This window comes from Alistipes sp. An116 (assembly GCF_002161005.1).
Lineage (GTDB): Bacteria > Bacteroidota > Bacteroidia > Bacteroidales > Rikenellaceae > Alistipes > Alistipes megaguti.
In genome coordinates, this window is record NZ_NFLR01000010.1 from 15916 (window position 1) to 36624 (window position 20709).

Sequence of the window (20709 nt, forward strand, 5' to 3'; positions counted from 1 at the left end):
CCGATGATGCGCGGCAGGCTGCGGCTGCGATCTCAGAGTGTGAAGACGATCTCGATCGGGTAGTGGTCCGAGAGGTAGGGCACGCCGTAGTTGCCGTCGAGCGTGACGAAGCGTTCGCAATGCATCCGTCCCCGGAAGTAGAGGTGGTCGATGACAATCGTATCGGGCGCTGCCCCGTATCCGTTATAGGTTCCCTTGTTGTCTGTCTGTTTGGCTTTTGCGCGGGCTGACTTCATCCATCGGTTCAGGGGCTTGAAGATCGGACTTTCGGTCGACGAATTGAAATCTCCTCCCAGAACAACGGCCGATTTCCGGCCCGCTATCTCTCGGATTTTTTCGGTCAGCAGTGCTATTCCCTGCTCGCGTGCCATGCTTCCGCGGTGATCCAGATGCGTGTTGAAATAGAAGAAGCTCTTCCCCGATGCCTTGTCGCGCAGGTGAACCCACGTGGCCGTACGGTTGCAGGCTCCGTCCCATCCCCGCGATACCTGATCCGGCGTCTCGCTCAGCCAGATGGTGCCGCTGTCGAGCAGTTCAAATCGGTCGCGCAGGTAGTAGATCGCCATTGTCTCGCCGCGGGTGGCGCCGTCGTCACGGCCGACTCCTACGCGCGCGTAGGCCGGGCACGCTTGATCGAGAAACTGAAGCTGGTCGGCCAGCGCCTCCTGGACGCCGAACAGATCCGGTGCCTCCTCGGACAACATCCGCGGAGTGGCTTCCCGGCGGTATTGCCACGAATTCGCTCCATCGTCGGCGCCGCTGTTGCGCAAATTGTAGGAGATCAGTTTCAACGTGACGGGTTCGGCCTGCGTCGGAAGCGCAAGCCCCGCTGCAAAGAGCAGCAGCAAGGTGATACGTTTCATGTGTTTCATATTCAGTTAGTGGATTGTGTGTTCAGTGGACTGTAATCCGGGACCCGCCGCGGGGCGTATGTCCGGCAGCAGCAGGGCGATGATGCCCAGCAGCGGCAGGTAGGAACTGGCCCGGAAGATGAACTCGATGCTCGTATGGTCGGCCAGCCATCCGAAAAAGGCCGAGCCGATACCGCCCAGTCCGAACATCAGTCCGAAGAAGATCCCCGAGATCATCCCCACCTTGTCCGGCATCAGATCGGTGGCATAGACCAGAATCGCCGAGAAGGCCGAGGCGATGATCAGCCCGACGAGAATCGACATCGTGATGGTCCAGAAGAGATTCAGGTAGGGCAGCGCCAGCGCAAAGGGCGCCGCGCCGAAGATCGAAAACAGAATGACGTATTTGCGCCCGTAGCGGTCGCCCAGAAAACCGCCCAGCAGCGTCCCGGTGGCGAAGGCCGCCAGATAGGCGAACAGGCACAGCTGCGACTGCTGGACCGTGACGCCGAAACGGTCGATCAGAAAGAAGGTGAAGTAGCTCGTCATGCACGACGTGTAGAAGTACTTCGAGAAGATCATTACGACGAGGATCCACATCGCATGGCGGATCTTCGTGCGCGGAAGCGTGCAGGGGGTGATCGTCCGGTTGCGGAGCGGTGTATTCGTTCCCGTGAGCATCAGGCTGTACCAGTTGCCCACGCGCAACAGCAGCACGGCGGCCAGCAGCGCTGCGCCGGCAAACCATCCCACGGCGTGTTGGCCGTAGGGCAGGACGATCAGTGCGGCCAGCAGCGGCCCGATGGCGGCACCGCCGTTGCCGCCGACCTGAAAGATCGACTGTGCCAGACTCTTGCGGCCGCCCGAGGCCAACTGGGCTACCCGCGAGGCCTCGGGATGGAAGACCGACGATCCTCCGCCGATGAGGGCTACCGTGGCGAGAATGGCCCCGTAGGCCGAGGTGAAGGAGAGCGCCACAAGCCCCGCCAGCGAAAGGCACATCCCCAGCGAGAGCGAGTAGGGTTGCGGATGGCGGTCGGCATAGAGCCCGACGAAGGGCTGGAAGATCGACGAGGTGATCTGGAATACCAGCGTGATGAGGCCGATCTGGGCAAAGGTGAAGCCGAAGCTCTCCCTGAAGATCGGATACATGGCCGGGATGACCGACTGGATCATGTCGTTCAGCAGGTGGCAGAAGCCGATGGTGAAGAGGATCGAGTAGGTCGTCTCCGCCTTGAGCGTCGGGTGTCCCTTGAGTGTGGTGAGCAGGCTTTTCATGACGGTGTTTTTTTCGGCCGTAAAGATAGAAATTTTTGGGCAGATGACTCCCGAAAAATGCTTCCTCGTCTATTTGATCGACCGGTAGGCCGACGGGGTCATGCCGGTATGCTGCTTGAAATATTTGCCGATTCATCGATCCATTCCGTGGCCGTGCGGCCGGTCGTGGTGCGCAGCAGCGTCGTGAGGTATTTCGGGGTCAGATGGAGCCGCTCGGCGTAAAAGCCCACGCTGCGGGCAGACAAACATCGTGTGGGAGACCAGCGTGCAATGTTTCAGGTCGGCAGTGATCCGGATCGAACCTTTGGAACAAAAAACAATGCCAAAGGAGTTGATCCGCGTCGGAAACCGAAACAGATTCATGGCCGTTTCATGTTCGAGCCCCTCCCGATGTCCCAAAAACACCCTTCAAATGCGATATCCTCCGCTTGCGACGGGTAGATCTTTAATAATGAGGCCAGCGATACACTCAAGATCTCCTTTTCGTTCATTTGTGAAACATTTCTTCGATATGAAACGTGCTGTTTTTGGAGCCCTGCTCCTGCTGGCAGCCGGCTGCTCCTCCTCGACGAATCGCCTTTACGCTCCTTTTGTGGGCGTTGTCGGGCAGCGCCGCATGTCGGTCGGCGAAACCGCACTCCCCGGAGTGCCGGTCCTGACACTCCTCGAAACCGCTCGGGTCAAGGTGCGCTTCTCGGTCCCCGAGCAGGAGATCGCTTCGGTTGAGACCGACAGCCGGATCCGGGTCGCCGTCCCGGCTCTCGGCGGTTCGACGCTTGCGGCCGCAAGCCCCGAAAAGGGGGCCGTGGCCAATCCTGCCGCCCATACGTATGACGTGCGCGCGTCGTTGGGCAACCGCGACGGACGGCTGCTTCCCGGAATGGTTTGTCGCGTGACGGTGACGCCCGCAACGGCCCTCGAGGAGATCGCCGTGCCCGTGAGGGCCGTACAGCAGGCCGGCAACGGTGCCCGTTTCGTATGGCGTGTCCAGGGCGCCCGCGAGTTCTTCCCCTCGCTGCTGCTGGCCGTGCTGGTGATCCCCTTCCTCGAGGTGCTGATCATCCCGGTCGTGCAACCCCGTACGGAGGGTAAGGTCTCGCTGACGGACCGTGTGCAGAACCTCTACCGGCGGGTGCTGGCCTGGACCTTCCGCCACGGTTGGCTGACGATCTCGATGGGTATCGCTTCGGTGGTTGTCGCCCTGCTCATCGCCACGCAGCTCAAGTTCCGCATGATGCCCTTCGCCGACCGCGACCAGTTTGCCGTGGAGATCTATCTGCGCCCCGATACGCCCGTCGAACGGACGGCTGCCGTCGCCGACGGTCGGTGTCGGGGCCGGGTATCTCTACTACAACATGACGGAGAAGGATGTCGACGACGGGATGGTTTTTGCCCAGGTGTCGGTGCCGATCTCCGCGTGGTGGGGCGGGGCTCATGCCCTGAAGAAGGCCCGGATCCGCGAGGATCAGGCCGAAAACGACCGTCTGCAGGCCCGTGAAATGCTGGCCGTGGAGATCGAAAAGTCGTGGAGCGACCTGCAGGAGGCTTATGCCCAGATTGTGCTGGCCCGGCGTTCGGTCGACTCCGCAACGGAGAACCTGCGCGAGAACCGCAATTTCTATCAGGCAGGAACCGCTCCGCTGACCGATCTGCTCGATGCCGAAACCCTCTACACCCAAAGTCGGAACAACCTGACGTCGGCCTTTGCCGCCTATCGTACGGCGATGGCCCGTTATATGCGGGTGACGGGTCGCTAAATGCTCCGAACGGCTCCGGATGGCTCCATACGGCGGGCTGCGGGCGGTGGTCGGATTCGGTAGGGCCGACGCTCGTTTTTTCGGAGGTTTTCCCTATCTTTGCCGACGTGGTACTGCGCATCAAAAACATGGTCTGCGACCGCTGCGTGATGGTCGTCCGCACCGAACTCGAACGGTTCGGCTGCCGGGTTGTATCGGTCCGGCTGGGCGAGGCCGAGATCGTGGGGGAGTTGTCGTCCGAACGCAAGGCCGGGTTGGCCGCACGGCTCGAGGCGCTGGGCTTCGAACTGTTGGAGGATCGGCGCGAACGGTTGATCGAGGCCGTCAAGCGTGCCGTGATCGAACTGGTGCGCGGTTCGGAGGTGGTGCCCGACGTGCGGCTGTCGGACTATCTGCAGGAGCGGCTGCGCGTCGACTACCGTCAGATCAGCGCCCTCTTCTCCGAGACCGAGGGCCGTACGGTCGAGAAGTATTTCATCGCCCAGAAGATCGAACGCGTCAAGGAGCTGCTCGTCTACGACGAACTCCCGCTGGCCGAGATCGCCTTCCGGCTCGGCTATTCGAGCGTCGCCCATCTGAGCGCCCAGTTCAAGCAGGTCACCGGGTTGACCCCGAGCCGATACCGGCAGTCGGGCGGCGGACGAAGGCAGACGCTCGACAAGGTATAGCGTCGATCGGTGTCGGGTGGTGGCGTCGGGCCGTTCATGGCGGTCGGCGCATCGTGAAGGGCGGCGTGCGGGGCTTCGTCAGGGAAGGTGCCCCGGTGGCTCTCTCCCTCGAAAAATCCTGTAACGAATATCGGGAAATCTGTAACACCGCGGCGGAGAGGGTTGGTTACCTTTGCGGTGTAAAAACTACCGATTCTCATGCAGGAGTATCTCATGCCGTTCGTGGCGCTGCTCAACGAAATGTCGCCCTATCTGCTGCTCGGCTTCCTGATTGCCGGGTTGCTGCACGCCTTCGTGCCCGGGCGATTCTATGCCCGTTATCTGGCCCGCAACAACTTCCGCTCGGTGGCGCTGGCCGCCCTGTTCGGCGTGCCGCTGCCGTTGTGTTCGTGCGGGGTGATCCCCACGGCCATGGCCATGCACCGCGAGGGGGCCTCGAAGGCCGCCACGGTCTCGTTCCTCATTGCGACGCCCCAGACCGGCGTCGACTCCATTCTGGCAACGGCCGGACTGCTCGGCCTGCCCTTTGCGCTGCTGCGTCCCGTGGCGGCCTTCACGACGGCGCTGGTCGGCGGTGCGCTGGTCGGTGCTGCCTGCCGCGACGAGGCTCCGTTGAGCTGCACCGCCTCCGCCGAAGCGCCGAAGCGGCTGTCGTTCCTCGGGCGCTGCCTCTCGGCGCTGCGTTACGGATTCGGCGAGATGATGCAGGACATCGGCCGCTGGCTCGTCATCGGGCTGCTGCTGGCCGGAGCCATTACGATCTTCGTGCCGGATGACCTCTTTGCCGTCTCGGCGCAGCACCCGCTGTGGGGCATGCTGCTCGTGCTGGCGCTCGCGATCCCGATGTATCTCTGCGCCACGGGTTCGGTGCCCATTGCGGCGGCGCTCATGCTCAAGGGTCTCTCGCCCGGTGCCGCGCTCGTGCTGCTGATGGCCGGTCCGGCCACGAACATGGCCGCCATTCTGGTCATCGGAAAGGTCCTCGGACGCCGCACGCTGCTGCTCTATCTGACGGCCATCATCGTCGGGGCCATCGGTTTCGGTTTGGCGATCGACACGCTGCTGCCTGCCGAGTGGTTTCAGCCCCTGCAGTCGACGATGATGGCCGGTCATTGTTCGCATGCCGCGGCCACTCCCTGGTGGCAGGTCGCATCGAGCATCCTCTTCGTCGTGCTGCTCGCCGCGGCTCTCTTCAAGCGCTATCGCAAAACCAAAACCAATACGGATATGAAAAACACGTTCAAGATCAAAGGCATGATGTGCAACCACTGCAAGACCAACGTCGAACGGGGACTGTCGCAGGTCGAGGGTGTGACGTCGGTCGAGGTCGATCTGGCGGCTGGAACGGCTCACGTCGAGGGAACGTTCGACCCGAAGAAGATCATTGCGGCCATTGACCGGCTGGGTTACGAGTACGTCGGATAGGTGTTGCCGTTACGCGATGGTCGGCTGTGCCGGAGGGCAGGGCTGACGAACGAAAAGCGCCGGCTCCGGAGATCTCCGGGGCCGGCGCTCTGTTGGTCGGGGTGTCGGGATGTCGGGACGTCGGGGTGTCGGGATGTCGGGACGTCGGGGTGTCGGGTGGCGGGACGTCGGGGGCGGCGGGTCAGCGGACGATGATCTCGTCGGTGAAGAGCCAGCCGCCCGGACGGTCGTTGCGCCAGGCGCGGTAGCGGACATAACGCCCCCGGGCCTCGCCCTGCCAGCCGAAGGCACGGTATTCGGGGCGTTCGGCCTCTTCGGGGTAGTCGTTCGTCAGGGTGGCCAGCGTGCGGAATTCGCGGCCGTCGTCCGAAACCGCAATCTCAACCCGCATCGGAAGCCATACCCACGCCGAAAACCACTGGATGAAGTCCGCCGTGATCTCGTGCAGAGGCTTCGTCGTGCCAAGATCAATCGTCACGTCAATATCATCGAGAAATCCCTGCCAGCGCGTACCGTAACTCCATGAACCGCGCAGACCGTCGGTCAGTGCCGTCTCTCCGCCGGCCGCATACTGATCCCGCCATCGTGTGGCGTAGTCGACCCGGCAGCCGCGGGCCAGATGATCCGTCTCGGTGAGCGATTCAGGGCGTTCGCCCGCTTCGTGTGCGAGGTCGAAGGCGTTATAGCCCGCCCGGCGGATCCGCTCGGTGAGGTCGAGCGCCCGGCGGTGAAAATCGTCGAAATCCTTCTGCCCGGGTTGGCTCCACGCCACCTCGGCCAGCGCGAAGAGACGCGGGTAGAGCATGTATTCAGCCTGTTCGGGGGTCGGGATGTATTCGGTCCAGAGGTTGGCCTGCACGCCCCGGATCCATTCGCGGCCGGGCATCGCATCCGGCGCCGGATCGTACGCGTAGACCTTGCGCAGCGGCAGATAGCCCGAGAAGGCCTGCGGCTCGGTGGTGGGATTGTCCTGGTAGCCGTCGAAGTAGCAGTGCGACCCCGGGGTCATCACCACCTCGTGGCCCGCTGCGGCGGCTTTCCGTCCGCCCTCCTCGCCGCGCCACGACATGACCACCGCATCGGGTGCCAGTCCGCCGTCCAGAATCTCGTCCCAGCCGATCAATCGCCGGCCGTGACCGGCCAGAAAGCCGCTGATGCGGTGGACGGCGTAGCTCTGCAGTTCGTCGACCGATGCCAGCCCCTCACGGCGCATCCGTTCCCGACATTTCGGACAACTCTTCCAGTCCTGCTTCGAGGCTTCGTCGCCTCCGATGTGGATCCACTCCGAGGGGAAGAGCTCCATGACCTCCGTGAGAACATGTTCCAAAAATTCGAATGTCGCCTCGTTGCCGATGCAGAAGTCGCCCGTCGCATAGGGTTTGCCCGTGCAGCTGAGTTCCGGATAGACCGCCAGCACCTCCTCCGAGTGGGCGGGCATCTCGATCTCGGGAATCACGGTGATATGCAGCGAATCGGCCAGAGCCACCACCTCGCGGATGTCGGCTTTCGTGTAGTAGCCGCCCGAGGCTTCCGGATCGTCGCGCCGACAGTAGCGGTAGCCGCCGTCGCGCCATTGCTGCCACGTCGCGCCGCGACGCCAGGCTGCCACGTCGGTCAGCTGCGGATAGCGGTCGATCTCGATCCGCCAGCCGGCTCCGTCCGTCAGATGCCAGTGGAAGCGGTTCAGCTTCAGGCGGGCCATCATCCGCAACTGTTTCTTGACGAACTCCTTGTCGAAAAAGTGTCGCGACACGTCGAGGTGCAGGCCCCGGTACGGAAAGCGCGGTGCATCGGTGATCCGCATGCAGGGAAGTTTCGCGCCGTAGTGATCGTAGAGCTGCAACAGCGTTTGCAGACCGTAGAAGAGGCCCGCTTCGCCCCGCGAGAGGATCTCCACACCGCGGCGCGTGATCTCGAGCCGGTAGCCCTCCTCCGATTCGGGCAGTGAGGCGTCGTCGCTGCAGGCCAGCCGCAGTTGCGGAAAACGGACCGGTTGTCCCTCCCGGCTCGGATCGGCAAGCGGAAGGCCGGTGGTCACGATCCAGGCGGCAAGGGCTTCCGAGTCGGGAGATTCGATCTCGACATGGAGCGGGCGTTCGAGATTCAGCACGCCGCCGAGCGGTACAGTCTCCTGCGGTTGCGGAATGACGCAGGTATCGAGCGGTGCCGTCTGTCGGCAGGAAAGGTTCAGCAGCAGGGGCAGCAGAAGCAGCCATCGTGCGGTTCGGTTCATCGGTCGGTCGTTTTAGTAGGGTAGTTGCAGACAAAGATAGAAATTTTTGTCCGGTTGCCACCCACTCGGAAATAAAATTCCGACTGCAGCGCATGGATCGTCTCCTTGTCAAGATGAATCCGCCCCTCCTCCCCTTGCAGGCCGGCCAGCCGGGTGCCGGCAGAAGCTCCTCGGCGGTGAGTGTCGTCTGGGCGGACAGCTCGGCGAGGGTGATGCAACCTGCGGTGCGCAATTCGCGGTCGAGGCGACGGGCTTTTTCCGCAAGCGGGCGATTGTGCTCTTCCTTGGTTTACCGGTATGGGAGATTATATTGGCGGTAAAGTTGCCGGATGATGCCGTCGGCCAGTCCCTGTCGCGGAACATCGATCGTCCCGATCCGGCAGAGGCGTGTCACGTCGGTGAAGATCCCAAGAGCCGGAACGATCACCTCCGCCCGGCTCTGATTCAGGTAGAACTGCTCCATGCGCTGCACGACATTCAGACTCCGCAGCCGCTCATAGAGGGCCGTGAGCTCCTTGGCGCGGATCGCTTCCCGGGACCGCTTTTCGAGCAGCTTGTGCACCTTGTTGATGTTGCCGCCCGAACCGATGATGACCGTCGGACGGTAGGCCTCGGCCATTCGGACCAGCCACTCCTCGAACCGTTTCCATTCGGCCGGGTCGGTCGCCCCGCTCAGGATGCGGACCGTCCCGAGGCGGAACGATTCGGCAGCCTGTTTCCGTCCCAGGGCGTAGACGACGATCTCGGTGCTGCCGCCGCCCACGTCGACATAAAGGTAGCTTTTCGCCGGATCGAGACGCTCCTTGAGTCCCCCGGCCGCAAAGATCGTCTCGGCCTCCTCTTCGCCGCTGATCGTCTCGACCGTGATGCCGCTGCGAAGCCGTACGCGTTCGAGAATGTCGCGGCTGTTGGCCGCCTCGCGCATGGCACTGGTGGCGCAGGCGCGGTAGTCGCGCACGCCGTAGGCCCGGAGCAGCGCCGCAAATCCCTGCATGGCGTCGCACAGCGCCTCGGCACGGTCGTTGCCGATATGCCCCCGCAGGAAGACGTCGTCGCCCAGACGGACGGGAACCCGCACGAAGGCAGCCTTCTTGTACTCCGTACGCTGATCCTCGTATTGTTCCACATAGTCGATCAGCAGCCGGATGGCGTTCGAGCCGATATCGATGGCTCCGAAAGTCTCTCGATTCATCATTTTTCCTGTTCCTTGTAAAAGTCGTAGAGGGCGGTCTGGCTGCGGAGGCGTTCGGCTCCGGGAGCCGCTTCAATATGGGGGTTATGCTCCTGGTCGGCCAGGTCGCGGGCCTTGACGTTGTCGGCCCACTGCAGGTCGAAGACCCGGTGGAGACATTGCAGAATCTGCCGGTCGAGGATCGGTGTGCAGACCTCGACCCGCCGGTCGAGGTTGCGCGACATCCAGTCGGCCGATCCGATGTAGGCCACCTCGTCGCCGCCGTTGGCGAAGAGGTAGAGCCGGGCGTGTTCGAGGTACTTGTCCACGATGCTGATGGCCCGGATGCGGTCGCTCATCCCCTGGACCGCAGGCTGCAGGCAGCAGGCCCCGCGCACGATCAGCCGGATCTCCACGCCGGCTCGCCCGGCCTCGTAGAGGCGTTCGATGATCCGCTCGTCGGTCAGCGAGTTGCACTTGGCCCGGATGTAGGCCGGACGGCCCTTGCGGGCATTGCGGATCTCGCGGTCGATGAGTTCGGTGAAGGCGTCGCGCATGTAGTAGGGCGAGACCAGCAGGTGCTTGTAGCGGTAGCGCTTGTGGCTGTTCATCAGAAAGCCGAAGACGTTGCGCACATCCTCGACAATGCCCCGGTGGGCCGTCAGCAGACCGTAGTCGCTGTAGATGCGCGCCGTATCCTCGTTGAAGTTCCCGGTGCCGATGTAGGCGTAGCCGCGCAGGCCCGATCCTTCGTGACGCTCGATGAGCACGATCTTGCTGTGCACCTTCAGATCCTCGATCGTATGCAGGATGCGCACCCCTTCGCGTTGGAGCAGATCGGTGTGTTCGATGTTCTGCTCCTCGTCGAAGCGCGCCTTCAACTCGACGAGCACGGCCACCTGTTTGCCGTTCCGGGCGGCGTTGACCAGGGCGTTGATCACCTTCGAGTGTTCGGCCGTGCGGTAGAGCGTGATGAAGATGCTCTCGACGCGCGGATCAATCGCCGCCTCGCGCAGAAAGTCGATGAAGTGCTGGAACGGGTGGTAGGGGTAGTTGAGAAAGAGGTCGCGGCGCCGCACCACCTTCAGAATGCTCTGGAAGGGGTGAATGTCGCGATGATGCAGCGGCTCGGGGTTGGCCGTGAGCAGCTCGGGACGCACCCGCGGAAACTTCATCAGATCCTTCATCAGGTGGTAGCGTTCGCCCGGAGCCAGCATTTCGGGTTTAAGTTTCAGCTTGCCGACCAGTACGTCGAGCAGATCCTGCGGCATTTGACGGTCGTAGATCAGGCGGATCGGAGAGCCGTAGCGACGCTCCTCGACCCCTTCGGCAATGCGTTCGAAGAGACTCTTCGAGACGTCGTCGTCGATCGTCAGTTCGGCGTCTCGCATGATCTTGAACGTATGGACCGAGATCCGGTCGTAGGTGAACATGAAGAAGATGTCGTCGATCATCAGGCGGATCACGTCGTCGAGAAAGATCACGTCGCTGTGCCCCTCCTCGGAGGGGAGCACGACGAAACGCGGACAGACCGAGCTGACCGGAATGCAGACGACGGCATAGCGGGTCGAACGCTCCTCGTCGCAGGTCATCTTCACGCCCAGATAGGCGTTCCCGTCGGGAAGGAAGGGAATCTTGACCGATTTGCGCAGGATGAGGGGCACGAGACGCGGCGAGACCACCGTGGCGAAGTAGTCGCGGCAGAAACGCTGCTGCGACTCGGAGAGGTGTTTTTCGTCGACGACGCGGATGCCGCACGCCTCCATCCGGCTGAGAATGTCGCGATAGGTCGAGACGAAAAGCTCCTGCCCGCGGTCGGCCCGGCGGCTCACCGCCTCGAGCAGGGCGGCCGGGGTATATCCGCCAAGCAGAAGTCGGTTGCGTTGCTTGCGCGAACGCTTCAGCCGCATCAGGTTGGCGATGCGGACCCGGAAAAATTCATCCTGGTTGTTGGAGTAGATGCCCAGGAACTGCAGGCGCGAGAGCAACGGAACGCTCGGGTCCTGCGCCTCCTGCAGAACCCGTTCGTTGAACGAGAGCCAGCTCAACTCGCGGTTGTTGAACGAATAGTCCATATCGGGATTTTACGATCGGGTCAGAAGTTGCAGAAAATGCCCTTCGGCCGAGTCGACCCAGCGGCGGAACCCCGGATCGGGTTGGGGCCGGCGGGCGAGAAAGGCGTTGAATCGGTCCAGGTCGAAACGATCGGCCGTAATGCCGGCCCCCGAGGCGGCCGCATCGGCGGCATTGATCCGCTGTTCGATGTGGGCCGGGATGAGCATCATCGGCTTGCCGTGGTACATCGCCTCGCAGACCGATTCGAATCCGGCCGTGGTGACGTAGCCCCGGCAGCTGCGCATCATGTCGAGAAAAAGCCGGTCGTCGAGTCGGTGAAGAACCAGACGCCCCTCGGCGTACCACGTCTCGGGCGAGAGCGGATGGTCCCAGAAGACGTGGACGGAACATTGGGGATGGTTGCCGCACCAGCTGCGCAGATCGCGTGCAAAGCCGTTGTTGACCATGTATCCGAGGATGAAATCCCCGTTCGACGAAACGCCGCTGAGGGCTTCGCGGCGCAGCAGCGGGGGTACGACACGGATGTGGTGGCGAGTGTCGGCCTCGTCGGGCCGGAACGAGAGGGCCAGCAGTTCCGAACATCCGCAGGCCGTCAGTCGGGCATGAAGCCGCAGCAGCCGTCCCTGGATGCCGGTGTGACGGGCGAAGGGATAGCGCGAGTGGTTGAGCAGAAACTGGTGGGCGATGCCCGTCATCGGAATGCGGATCCCGAAGCGGCGGACGGTCAGGCTGGTGAGCAGTTCGTAGAAGTTCACGATCCGGTCGGGGCGCAGTTCGCGGATGCGGTCGCGGATCAGGTGCATGCTGCGGTCAAAGGCCCTGGCGCGGCGCGGCGAGAGGTTGCACAGCAGCGTGCGCAGCAGGCTGACGCTGCGGTTCGAGCGGTCGAAGGCAAACTGCGGAGCCTCGAATTCGGTGATCGGAAGGCCGATTTTCCGGACAAAGAACTCCGGCAGACGCCGCTCGGGGCTGCGCCCGACCAGCACCCCGACGATCTCGTGACCGTGGCGGCGCAGCATCGAGGCCAGCGACAGCGCCTGGGTCAGGTGGCCGCGCCCCTCCCCCTGAATGACAAAGAGATAACGCATCACCGTTCGGGTTTGTCCTCTTCGTAGCGGAGGATCCGCCACGTGCCGTCGTAGTCTTCGGCCAGAGCTGTCAGCGACTCGACCCAGTCGCCCGAATTGAGGTAGAGCATCTCGCCGATCATCCGCTGGTCGGCCTGGTGGATGTGTCCGCAGATGACGCCGTCGCACCCCTTCTGCCGGGCCACACGGACCAGATGCTGTTCGAAGTCGCTGATGTACGAAACCGACGCCTTGACCTTCTGTTTGATCCGCTGCGAGACGGAGTAGTAGGGCAGGCCGCGCCGCTGGCGGCGGCGGTTGTAGAGCCGGTTGACCCACATGAGCAGCGAGTAGCCCACGTCGCCCGCCTTGGCCAGCCACCGCATCGAGGAGGTCACGTGGTCGAAGACGTCGCCGTGAAGCACGTAGTAACGCTTCCCGCAACTCGTGTAGGTGTAATCCTTCTGAATGGAGATGTTGGCGAACTGAAGCGGCAGGATGCGGTCGAGAAAGTCGTCGTGGTTGCCCCGCAGATAGATGATGCGGGTGTCGTGCTGGAGGTCGAGCAGGCGGCTGATGAAGTTCGTATGGCGGCGTTTCCACTTTTCGCGCCGTCCGCGCAGAAGCTCCCAGCCGTCGATGATGTCGCCGCAGAGGATCAGCGTGTCGCAGGTATGGTACTTCAGAAAACGGTTAGCCTCCTTGGCCTTCGACCATTTCGACCCGAGGTGGACATCGGACATTACGATGGTCTTGAAGTGTTTGGTTTCGGACATCTCACTATTCCTGTTGACACGACAAAGGAATGCGAACGTTTTTTCGCCCGTGCGACATGAATGTGACATTGTTGTGACAAACCGGTGGGGTGGAATCTTCGGTGCGGAGTTCCGGCCGGGCCGGGCAGCCTCCGGGGCCGGGCAGGTGTTGTCAGGGTCATTGCTTCGCACGGGAAACCGATTTTGCTGCACGGATCAGCAGCCGTCAGGACCATTTGACGAACATTTCGACACTCTTGATGGCAAATCGGGGATTGTTTCCCGCCGGAAAAGCGGATCTTTGTGGCCGAATCAAACAATTTCGACGCATGAACAACAAACAGGAAACACCAACGCCCGCTCCACGCCGCGGCAATCCTTTTCCGGCAATTTTGTGGGGCGTTTTGATCGTGTTGTTTCTCAACGCATTCGTTTTTCCGCTTTTCAGCCCGGGGCGGATCACCACGACCGATTACGGCACCTTTGTCGAGCAGGTCAATGCCGGCAAGGTCTGCGAGGTGATGATCAAGAGCGGCCAGATCTACTTTACGGCCCGGACCGACGAGGGCAAAACCGCAACGTTCCGCACCGGAGCCGTCGAAGATCCCGAACTGGTTGATCGGCTGCTGACGGCCTCCAGCCCGAACGACAGCGGCAAGATCTCCTTCACGGAGGTTGTCCCCGAGGAGAATTCGCCGATTCTCAACTTTATTCTGATGTGGATCCTTCCGGGACTGATCTTCTTCATGCTCTGGAAACAGGCCAGCCGGAGCATTCAGGCCCGCATGGGAGCCGGCGGGAATTTCCTTTCGTTCGGCAACAGCGGAGCCCGGATCTACGCCGATTCGGACGTGAAGACCACGTTTGCCGACGTGGCCGGTCAGGACGAGGCCAAGGAGGCGCTGACCGAGATCGTCGACTTCCTGCACAATCCGAAGAAATACGCCGAAATCGGTGCCACGCTGCCGAAGGGCGCCCTGCTGGTCGGTCCTCCGGGAACCGGCAAGACGCTCATTGCACGTGCCGTGGCCGGTGAAGCCAAAGTGCCGTTCTTTGCCCTTTCGGGGTCGGAGTTCGTGCAGATGTTCGTCGGCATGGGTGCGGCCAAGGTCCGCGACCTCTTCAAGCAGGCCTCGGAAAAGGCTCCGTGCATCATCTTCATCGACGAGATCGACGCCATCGGCAAGCGCCGCGACTCGACGTTCGGCGGCAACGACGAACGCGAACAGACCCTCAACCAGTTGCTGACCGAGATGGACGGCTTCGACGGCCGCAAGGGCGTCGTGATTCTGGCCGCCACGAACCGTCCCGAGAGCCTCGATCGGGCGTTGCTGCGTCCGGGACGTTTCGACCGCCGCATCCAGATGGAGCTGCCCGATCTCGAGGGGCGCAAGGCCATTTTGGAGGTGCATCTGGCCAAGGTGAAACACGACGAGGTCGATCTTTCGATCGTGGCGCAGGCCACGGCCGGATCGTCGGGGGCCGAACTGGCCAATATCGTCAACGAGGCGGCGCTGCGGGCCGTGCGGCAGGGGCGCCGCTTGGTGACGACGTCCGATCTCGAGGAGAGTGTCGAGACGGTGCTGGCCGGGGTGCAGAAGAAGCATTCGGTGCTCACCGCCGAGGAGAAGCACATTGTTGCCTGCCACGAGATCGGCCATGCGCTGGTGGCTGCCCTGCAGACCGACTCGGCGCCCGTTCACAAGATCACGATCATTCCGCGAACGTCGGGAGCCCTTGGCTATACGATGCAGGTCGACGAGGGCGAACAGGTACTGCTGAGCCGCGAAAACCTCTTCAACCGCATTGCAACGCTGACGGGCGGACGTTCGGCCGAGGAGCTGGTCTTCGGAAGCATCACCACCGGGGCCTCGAACGACATCGAGCAGGCCACGCGGCTGGCCCGCGCCATGGTCACCCGCTTCGGCATGAGCGACAAGTACGACATGATGGGGCTTGAGACGGTCAACAACGCCTATCTGGGGGGCGACAATTCACTGACCTGCTCCTCGGAGACGGCCGCCGATATCGACCGTGAGGTGTTGCGCATCGTGAAGGAGGCCCACGGGAAGGCTCGGGAGATCCTCTCGTCGCACCGTGCGATCCTCGACGAGGCGGCCGACTATCTCATGCAGCGCGAAACGATCACCGGCGAGGAGTTCATGCGCATCGTCCGCAAACACACCGCTGCGGCCTGATCCGCGCCGACGACTCCGTCTTTCGATCCCGAAACCGCCCGCCCGGTTTCGGGATCTTGCTTTTCCGCCGGGGATTTTGTAATTTGCGGCGGCAAATCATTCTGAACATATATGGCTGACAACTACCTGGAACGGAAGATGGAGGAGTATCGGGCGCGGGCCGAGGCTCCCGTACACCGGCCCGCCGTGACACTTACCAGACTCTTGCTCCGCAATCGCAGTTACCGGGGGTATGATTCCCGTTTTGTGGTCCGGGAGGACCAGTTGCGGACCCTGATCGAGGTCAATACCCGCATTCCGTCGGCCCGCAACCGGCAGGTGCTGCGCTTCCGGCCGGTCCTTGCCGACGAGGCGCCGCAGCTGCTGCCGCTGATCCGCCTCGGGGCGGCGCTCCCCGAGCTGCACCTTCCGCTGCCCGGCACCGAACCCAACGCCTTCATCGTCATCTGTTCGACGGTCCCCGAAGATCGCTATGTGGATATCGACCTCGGCATCTCGGCGCAGAGCATGCTGCTGCGGGCTGCCGAGATCGGGCTGAACGGCATCTGCATCGGGGCTTTCAACCCCGCGCGGGTGCGGGAGACGCTCGGCCTGCCTCTCGACCCGCTGCTGATTCTGGCCATCGGCCGGGGTGCCGAACGGATCGAACTGACCGAGATCGCAGCCGGCGAAAGCCATGCCTATTACCGGCGCGAGGGGGTGCACTACGTGCCGAAGGTCCGTCTCGACGATCTGCTGATCGGCCGCTGATCAGCCTTTCGGTTCCAACTCCGGCTCCCGCCGTGTCGCTCTCTTCCCTCCGGGATTGGCGAACCTCCTGAATTCCCTTCTTTTTTGGGTACAATATCGGACGCGAATGGTTATCTTTGTGCGCAGATAAATGAGGTATTCATGTTAGCCTGCACGTATGTTGAAAAGGGGCGTTTCGAGCTGCTCGACAAGCCGATGCCCCGTTTGCTGGATCCGCGCGATGCGCTGGTCCGCGTGACGCTCGGCAGCATCTGCACGAGCGACCTGCATATCAAACACGGGAGTGTGCCGCGGGCCGTTCCGGGCATCACCGTCGGACACGAGATGGTCGGCGTGGTGGAGGCCGTCGGGGCCGGTGTGACCACGGTCCGTCCGGGGGATCGGGTGGCGGTCAACGTCGAGACCTTCTGCGGCGAGTGCTTCTTTTGCCGCCACGGCTACGTGAACAACTGCACCGATCCCGACGGCGGCTGGGCTCTCGGCTGCCGGATCGACGGCGGTCAGGCCGAATACGTGCGGGTGCCCCATGCCGATCAGGGTTTGACCCCGATTCCCGCCTCCGTGAGTGATTCGCAGGCGCTGTTCGTCGGGGACATCCTGGCTACGGGCTTCTGGGCGGCGCGCATCTCGGAGATCACTCCCGAAGATACGGTCCTGATCCTCGGAGCCGGCCCGACGGGACTCTGTACGCTGCTTTGCGTGCGGCTTCGGCAGCCCAGACGGGTGATCGTCTGCGAACGGGATCCCGAGCGGCAGCAATTCGTCCGCGACCATTATCCCGAGGTGCTGGTGACGGGTCCGGCCGAATGCCGCGACTTTGTCCTCCGTCACAGCGACCACGGCGGAGCCGACCGTGTGCTGGAGGTGGCCGGCGGTGAGGATACCTTCCGTCTGGCGTGGGAGTGTGCACGTCCCAATGCGATCGTGACGGTCGTGGCGCTCTACGACCGGCCGCAGGTGCTTCCGCTGCCCGAGATGTACGGCAAGAACCTCACCTTCAAGACCGGCGGCGTCGACGGGTGCGACTGTGCGGAGATCCTCCGGCTGATCGAGGCGGGCAAACTGGATACCACGCCGTTCATCACGCACCGTTACCCGTTGAGCCGGATCGACGAAGCCTATTACCTCTTCGAGCACCACGACGACGGGGTGATCAAGGTGGCCATCGAACCCGATTCCGATGAAGACTCCCGGAGCGGCGGTCGGAAATGCTCCTTTTGATTCCGGAGCCCGGCTTGACGTCCGCGGATGGTGAAAACGGAAAAACCGGGAGGCAGATCCTTCGATCTGCCTCCCGGCTTGTTTTCCGGAAGAGTTTGCGGTTGTTCCGCCCGTCGGTTTATTTGATATCTTTCACGCAGCGGATCGAGGTGGCGTTGCTGGGCTGTGCGATGGTAACGTGATTGCCGGTGCAGTACCACGATACGCCCCAGTCGTAGAATTTGCCCAAATCTCCGAGTGAATAGAAGGTATTGACGAGCGAATACCGGTTGTTCCACCAGTTCTTATTCACATCCGACGTGATGTAGTTCGACATCAGACTGGCCTCACGGATATTCGGAGTACGGTATCCGTCGGGACAGGGCGAATCGCCGCGTTCGATCATATCTTTCAGGGCGTTGTAGCCGCCGCCGGTGAAGGTCACCAGCGGACCGGTTTCGAATGCGGAATAGACGCGGGCCGATTCCGAGTACTCGTCGCCGGGTTCCAGTTCGCGGGAGGTGTAGTAACGGGTCGATTTTTTGTTGACCCGCGACATGTCGAACTTGTAGACCGATGTGGAGTTATTGTTCTCCTCGACGGTTTGAAAGCGGATCGAGTATTCGGGCGTGTGGTTGACGTCGTTCATGGCGGCCACGGCTTCGGACTCGCTGGCGGGGTCCATACCCAGGTTGCGGACACAGCGGACGGTGTATCGGCCTGGTTTTGCATTGTTGCCCGTGCTGTATTGCTGGTAGGCACTCGTCGAGAGTCCCTCCTCGGCCCAGAGCATGGTGGGGTAGTTGGCCAGATCGGAGCCACCCCAACGCGTGCTGCTGATGATGTGGCGGCGCCAATAGATCGAACCGTTTTCGTCCCTGTCATCCTTTCCGTAACCGTTGTAGCGGTCGTAGAGTTTGGCGTCGTTCGAGAGGCCCTGATCGCCGACGTAGAGCGCCGTCAACTGCTGGATCGACGCCAGATACCATTTGATTTCCGAGGCCTCGATGACGCCGTCGCCGTCTTCGTCGCGGTTGCGCATCAGACAGGTATAGCGGGCTGTCGCAATATTGTCATCGTCCTTGAGGAAGAGTTGTTCATGGTCGTTCTCGCGGTCGTAATCGAGGTAATCGTTCCACTGCTTGTAGCTGAAGTTCCCGTTTCCGTCGGTCAGTTCCCAGAGTCGGGCCGTGTTGTAGAGTCCGTTCGAGCGGGAGGTATTGCCGAAGTCCATCCGGTTGTAGGACTCGGTACCGTGGCGTTCGGTGCGGTTGTAGAACCAGAGGTGTCCTTCGGTTTCGTCGATTGTCTCGCCGCCCCAGGCCGTGCTGAGCTCTTCGTTCGTGGTGTCGAAGATCGACTGGATCGAGTGCTGACGGATGGTCACGACGCTGCCGGTCGTGGAACTGTCGCCGTCGGCGCTGAAATCCGTGTCGCAGAGGATGTGCATCGTACGGTTGGGCTGGTTGATGAACTCCTTCCAGAGCGTCGACCTTACCTCGCCCGAGATGGGGTCCTTGTCGTAGTAGTACTCGTCGACGAAGATCGTGGCGTAGATCCGGTAGCGGTTGTAGATGTCCGGACGGTCGGGGTATTGCCGCTTGAGTTCGAGATCTTCCTCCAGACGGAAGTCGTTCGGCCGGTTGTTATCGAAGAGGGTCTTCTGCTCGCGGATGTAGCTGCAGAATTCGATGACGTCCATCACCTCGTCGGGGTGGTAGCTCCGGTTGCGGTGGCTGTACTGCCCCGAGGGCTCGATCTCGTTGATACGGAACGTCACCCACTTGTAGTCCAGACCGTTCGGGATCTCGGCGCCGTTGACTACCTCGGGCATGCCCTCGCGGCCGAACGGAGTCTTTACGTACCAGGTGACATCCTCCGAGGTGATCGACTCCTGGTCGAAGGCGAAGACACGCTGGCCGTAATGGGCGTCGAAGGTGTAGATCGACTCCTTGGCGATGTAGACGTGTCCCGTGGCGCCGGATTCATTCTCGACGTTGGTCGACACCTCGACCTGAATGTTCTCCACGCCCTTGATGGTGACGGTATAGGTGTAGTGCGTGTTGCGCTTGACACCGAAGTCGCTCAGGTCGTTGGCTATGTCTCCCAGGTGGATGTAGTAGACAACCGAAGCGTTGAGTGTCTGGGTTTTGGCCTCCGAGCTGACGTCGACATCCATGACCACTTCGCCCTTGATGACCAGATAGGTGGCCGTCTCGGGGGCATACTCCCACAATCCGTTTGTCGTATCGTAGGCCCCCGTCTCATCCTTGATCCGTTTGTCGCGCAGATGGTATTCCGGAACGCTCTTTTTGGCTGCGGGCCGGTTTTCGTAGGCATAGAACGAGAACCCGTAGACGGGAGCCGTGACGGTCGTCTGCGTTCCGTTGCCGTTGACGTAGGAGAAACTCTCTTCGGTCTGGGTTTCGAAGTTGACCTCGGGGCTGTCGAAGAATCCGCTGTCTGCGTCGTAGCCGCCCGCGTCCGTAACGGGATGTTCGACCAGGAACGAACCCTTGGGCAGGTTGACAACATGCCACGATTCGGGGGTGAACCCCTTGATCCGCTGAATGGTCTCCGTACCTCCGTCGTCGACGAGGGTTTCGTTGCCGACGGCGGGACGGATGCGGACTTCGATCTTCGAATCCATGCGGGTCAGCGGTATCTCGACGCTGCCGCCCGTTTGGGAGGTGATTCCGTTTTCGGTAATGGTGATGTTTTCGGCCAGACCCGTCATGGGGAACATGCCGTTGCGGGAGGTGATCTCCTGATTGAGCACGGCCGCCATGGCCTCGAGTTCGGCGCGCGTACGGATGAAGCTGAACTTGTCGGCCGAGATGTTGAACATGTCGGTATCGAGGTTGGCCACCAGGTAGAAGGTACCGCCCGAGAGCTGGGGAATCTTCATGCGTATCGTACCGCGGGTCTGCTCGCCTTCATTCATGAGGTTGTCGACCATCCAGCAGTTGACGTTGGCCGCAACGACCTCAGAGCGGGTCGACCGTTTGTTGTCGTAGTCGAAGTAGTGGCCGTAGACGCGGTTCCCGTTGCGGTCGAAGAGGAAGACATAGAGGTTCGTAACGCGCGATTCGGCAATCAGACCGAGCGTCGAGCGGGTGGTGACCTGAATTTTCTCGAAATCGGTGTGCCCGAAGTCGAGCGTGGCCCATACCTCGCCTTCGCCGACCGGCGAAGCGTCGAGTTCAGGCTCCTTGACGCAGCCTGCGGTCAGCAGACCGAGCGTCGACAGACAGAGTATTATGAATCGTTTCATACGCGC

Annotated in this window: 14 protein-coding genes and 1 pseudogene; 7 read left to right on the forward strand and 8 right to left on the reverse strand. The window is 62.0% G+C overall.

The window, feature by feature from the left end; translation table 11 throughout:
- Positions 1-32: 32 nt before the first annotated feature.
- Together B5E60_RS08245 and B5E60_RS08250 are read right to left on the reverse strand one after the other, a co-directional pair.
- A complete protein-coding gene (locus B5E60_RS08245; protein WP_087311089.1) occupies positions 33-863 on the reverse strand; it encodes an endonuclease/exonuclease/phosphatase family protein in 831 nt (276 codons plus the stop codon).
- Positions 864-878: 15 nt separating this feature from the next.
- The gene (locus B5E60_RS08250) at positions 879-2129 is read right to left on the reverse strand and encodes an MFS transporter (RefSeq protein WP_087311037.1); all 1251 of its coding nucleotides are present in this window, start codon (positions 2127-2129) and stop codon (positions 879-881) included.
- Positions 2130-2745: 616 nt separating this feature from the next.
- Here B5E60_RS08250 and B5E60_RS14485 point away from each other — a divergent pair.
- The 4 genes and pseudogenes from B5E60_RS14485 to B5E60_RS08280 form a co-directional block, all read left to right on the forward strand.
- Positions 2746-2955, forward strand: a pseudogene (locus B5E60_RS14485) (efflux RND transporter periplasmic adaptor subunit); the annotation flags it as partial.
- A 529-nt stretch (positions 2956-3484) separates the two neighbouring features.
- Positions 3485-3886 carry a TolC family protein gene (locus B5E60_RS14230; RefSeq protein ID WP_143260699.1) on the forward strand — a complete coding sequence of 134 codons (402 nt, stop codon included), beginning with the start codon at positions 3485-3487 and terminating at the stop codon, positions 3884-3886.
- A 107-nt stretch (positions 3887-3993) separates the two neighbouring features.
- Complete coding sequence (locus tag B5E60_RS08275) at positions 3994-4554, forward strand: helix-turn-helix domain-containing protein (RefSeq protein WP_239403278.1); 561 nt, start codon at positions 3994-3996, stop codon at positions 4552-4554.
- 198 nt (positions 4555-4752) lie between these two features.
- Entirely contained in the window at positions 4753-5979 is a 1227-nt protein-coding gene (locus B5E60_RS08280) for a permease (RefSeq protein ID WP_239403279.1), read from the forward strand.
- Positions 5980-6160: 181 nt separating this feature from the next.
- On the opposite strand, the gene B5E60_RS08285 is transcribed toward B5E60_RS08280, so the two are convergent.
- The 5 genes from B5E60_RS08285 to B5E60_RS08305 all read right to left on the reverse strand — a co-directional run bounded on the left by B5E60_RS08285 (position 6161) and on the right by B5E60_RS08305 (position 13302).
- Positions 6161-8212 (reverse strand): glycoside hydrolase family 20 protein, encoded by a 2052-nt coding sequence (locus tag B5E60_RS08285; protein ID WP_087311039.1) that lies wholly within the window; start codon positions 8210-8212, stop codon positions 6161-6163.
- Between the two features lie 289 nt (positions 8213-8501).
- On the reverse strand, positions 8502-9404 hold the full coding sequence (locus B5E60_RS08290; protein WP_087311092.1) for a Ppx/GppA phosphatase family protein: 903 nt from the start codon (positions 9402-9404) through the stop codon (positions 8502-8504).
- Complete coding sequence (ppk1, locus tag B5E60_RS08295; protein ID WP_087311040.1) at positions 9404-11458, reverse strand: polyphosphate kinase 1; 2055 nt, start codon at positions 11456-11458, stop codon at positions 9404-9406. The genes B5E60_RS08290 and ppk1 overlap by 1 nt, the downstream gene beginning before the upstream one ends.
- 9 nt (positions 11459-11467) lie before the next feature.
- Positions 11468-12547, reverse strand: a complete 1080-nt coding sequence (locus B5E60_RS08300; RefSeq protein ID WP_087311041.1) for a glycosyltransferase family protein — start codon at positions 12545-12547, stop codon at positions 11468-11470.
- Entirely contained in the window at positions 12547-13302 is a 756-nt protein-coding gene (locus tag B5E60_RS08305; protein ID WP_087311042.1) for a UDP-2,3-diacylglucosamine diphosphatase, read from the reverse strand. Before B5E60_RS08305 ends, B5E60_RS08300 begins: the two co-directional genes overlap by 1 nt.
- 308 nt (positions 13303-13610) lie before the next feature.
- Here B5E60_RS08305 and ftsH point away from each other — a divergent pair, with 308 nt between their 5' ends.
- The 3 genes from ftsH to B5E60_RS08320 all read left to right on the forward strand — a co-directional run bounded on the left by ftsH (position 13611) and on the right by B5E60_RS08320 (position 17450).
- The gene (gene ftsH, locus B5E60_RS08310; RefSeq protein ID WP_087311043.1) at positions 13611-15479 is read left to right on the forward strand and encodes an ATP-dependent zinc metalloprotease FtsH; all 1869 of its coding nucleotides are present in this window, start codon (positions 13611-13613) and stop codon (positions 15477-15479) included.
- Positions 15480-15590: 111 nt separating this feature from the next.
- Positions 15591-16229 carry a nitroreductase family protein gene (locus tag B5E60_RS08315; protein WP_087311044.1) on the forward strand — a complete coding sequence of 213 codons (639 nt, stop codon included), beginning with the start codon at positions 15591-15593 and terminating at the stop codon, positions 16227-16229.
- 141 nt (positions 16230-16370) lie between these two features.
- Positions 16371-17450, forward strand: coding sequence for an alcohol dehydrogenase (locus B5E60_RS08320; protein WP_087311045.1), 1080 nt, complete (start codon positions 16371-16373; stop codon positions 17448-17450).
- Positions 17451-17568: 118 nt separating this feature from the next.
- Here B5E60_RS08320 and B5E60_RS08325 read toward each other — a convergent pair whose 3' ends face one another.
- Complete coding sequence (locus B5E60_RS08325; RefSeq protein WP_087311046.1) at positions 17569-20703, reverse strand: DUF4906 domain-containing protein; 3135 nt, start codon at positions 20701-20703, stop codon at positions 17569-17571.
- Positions 20704-20709: the final 6 nt, after the last annotated feature.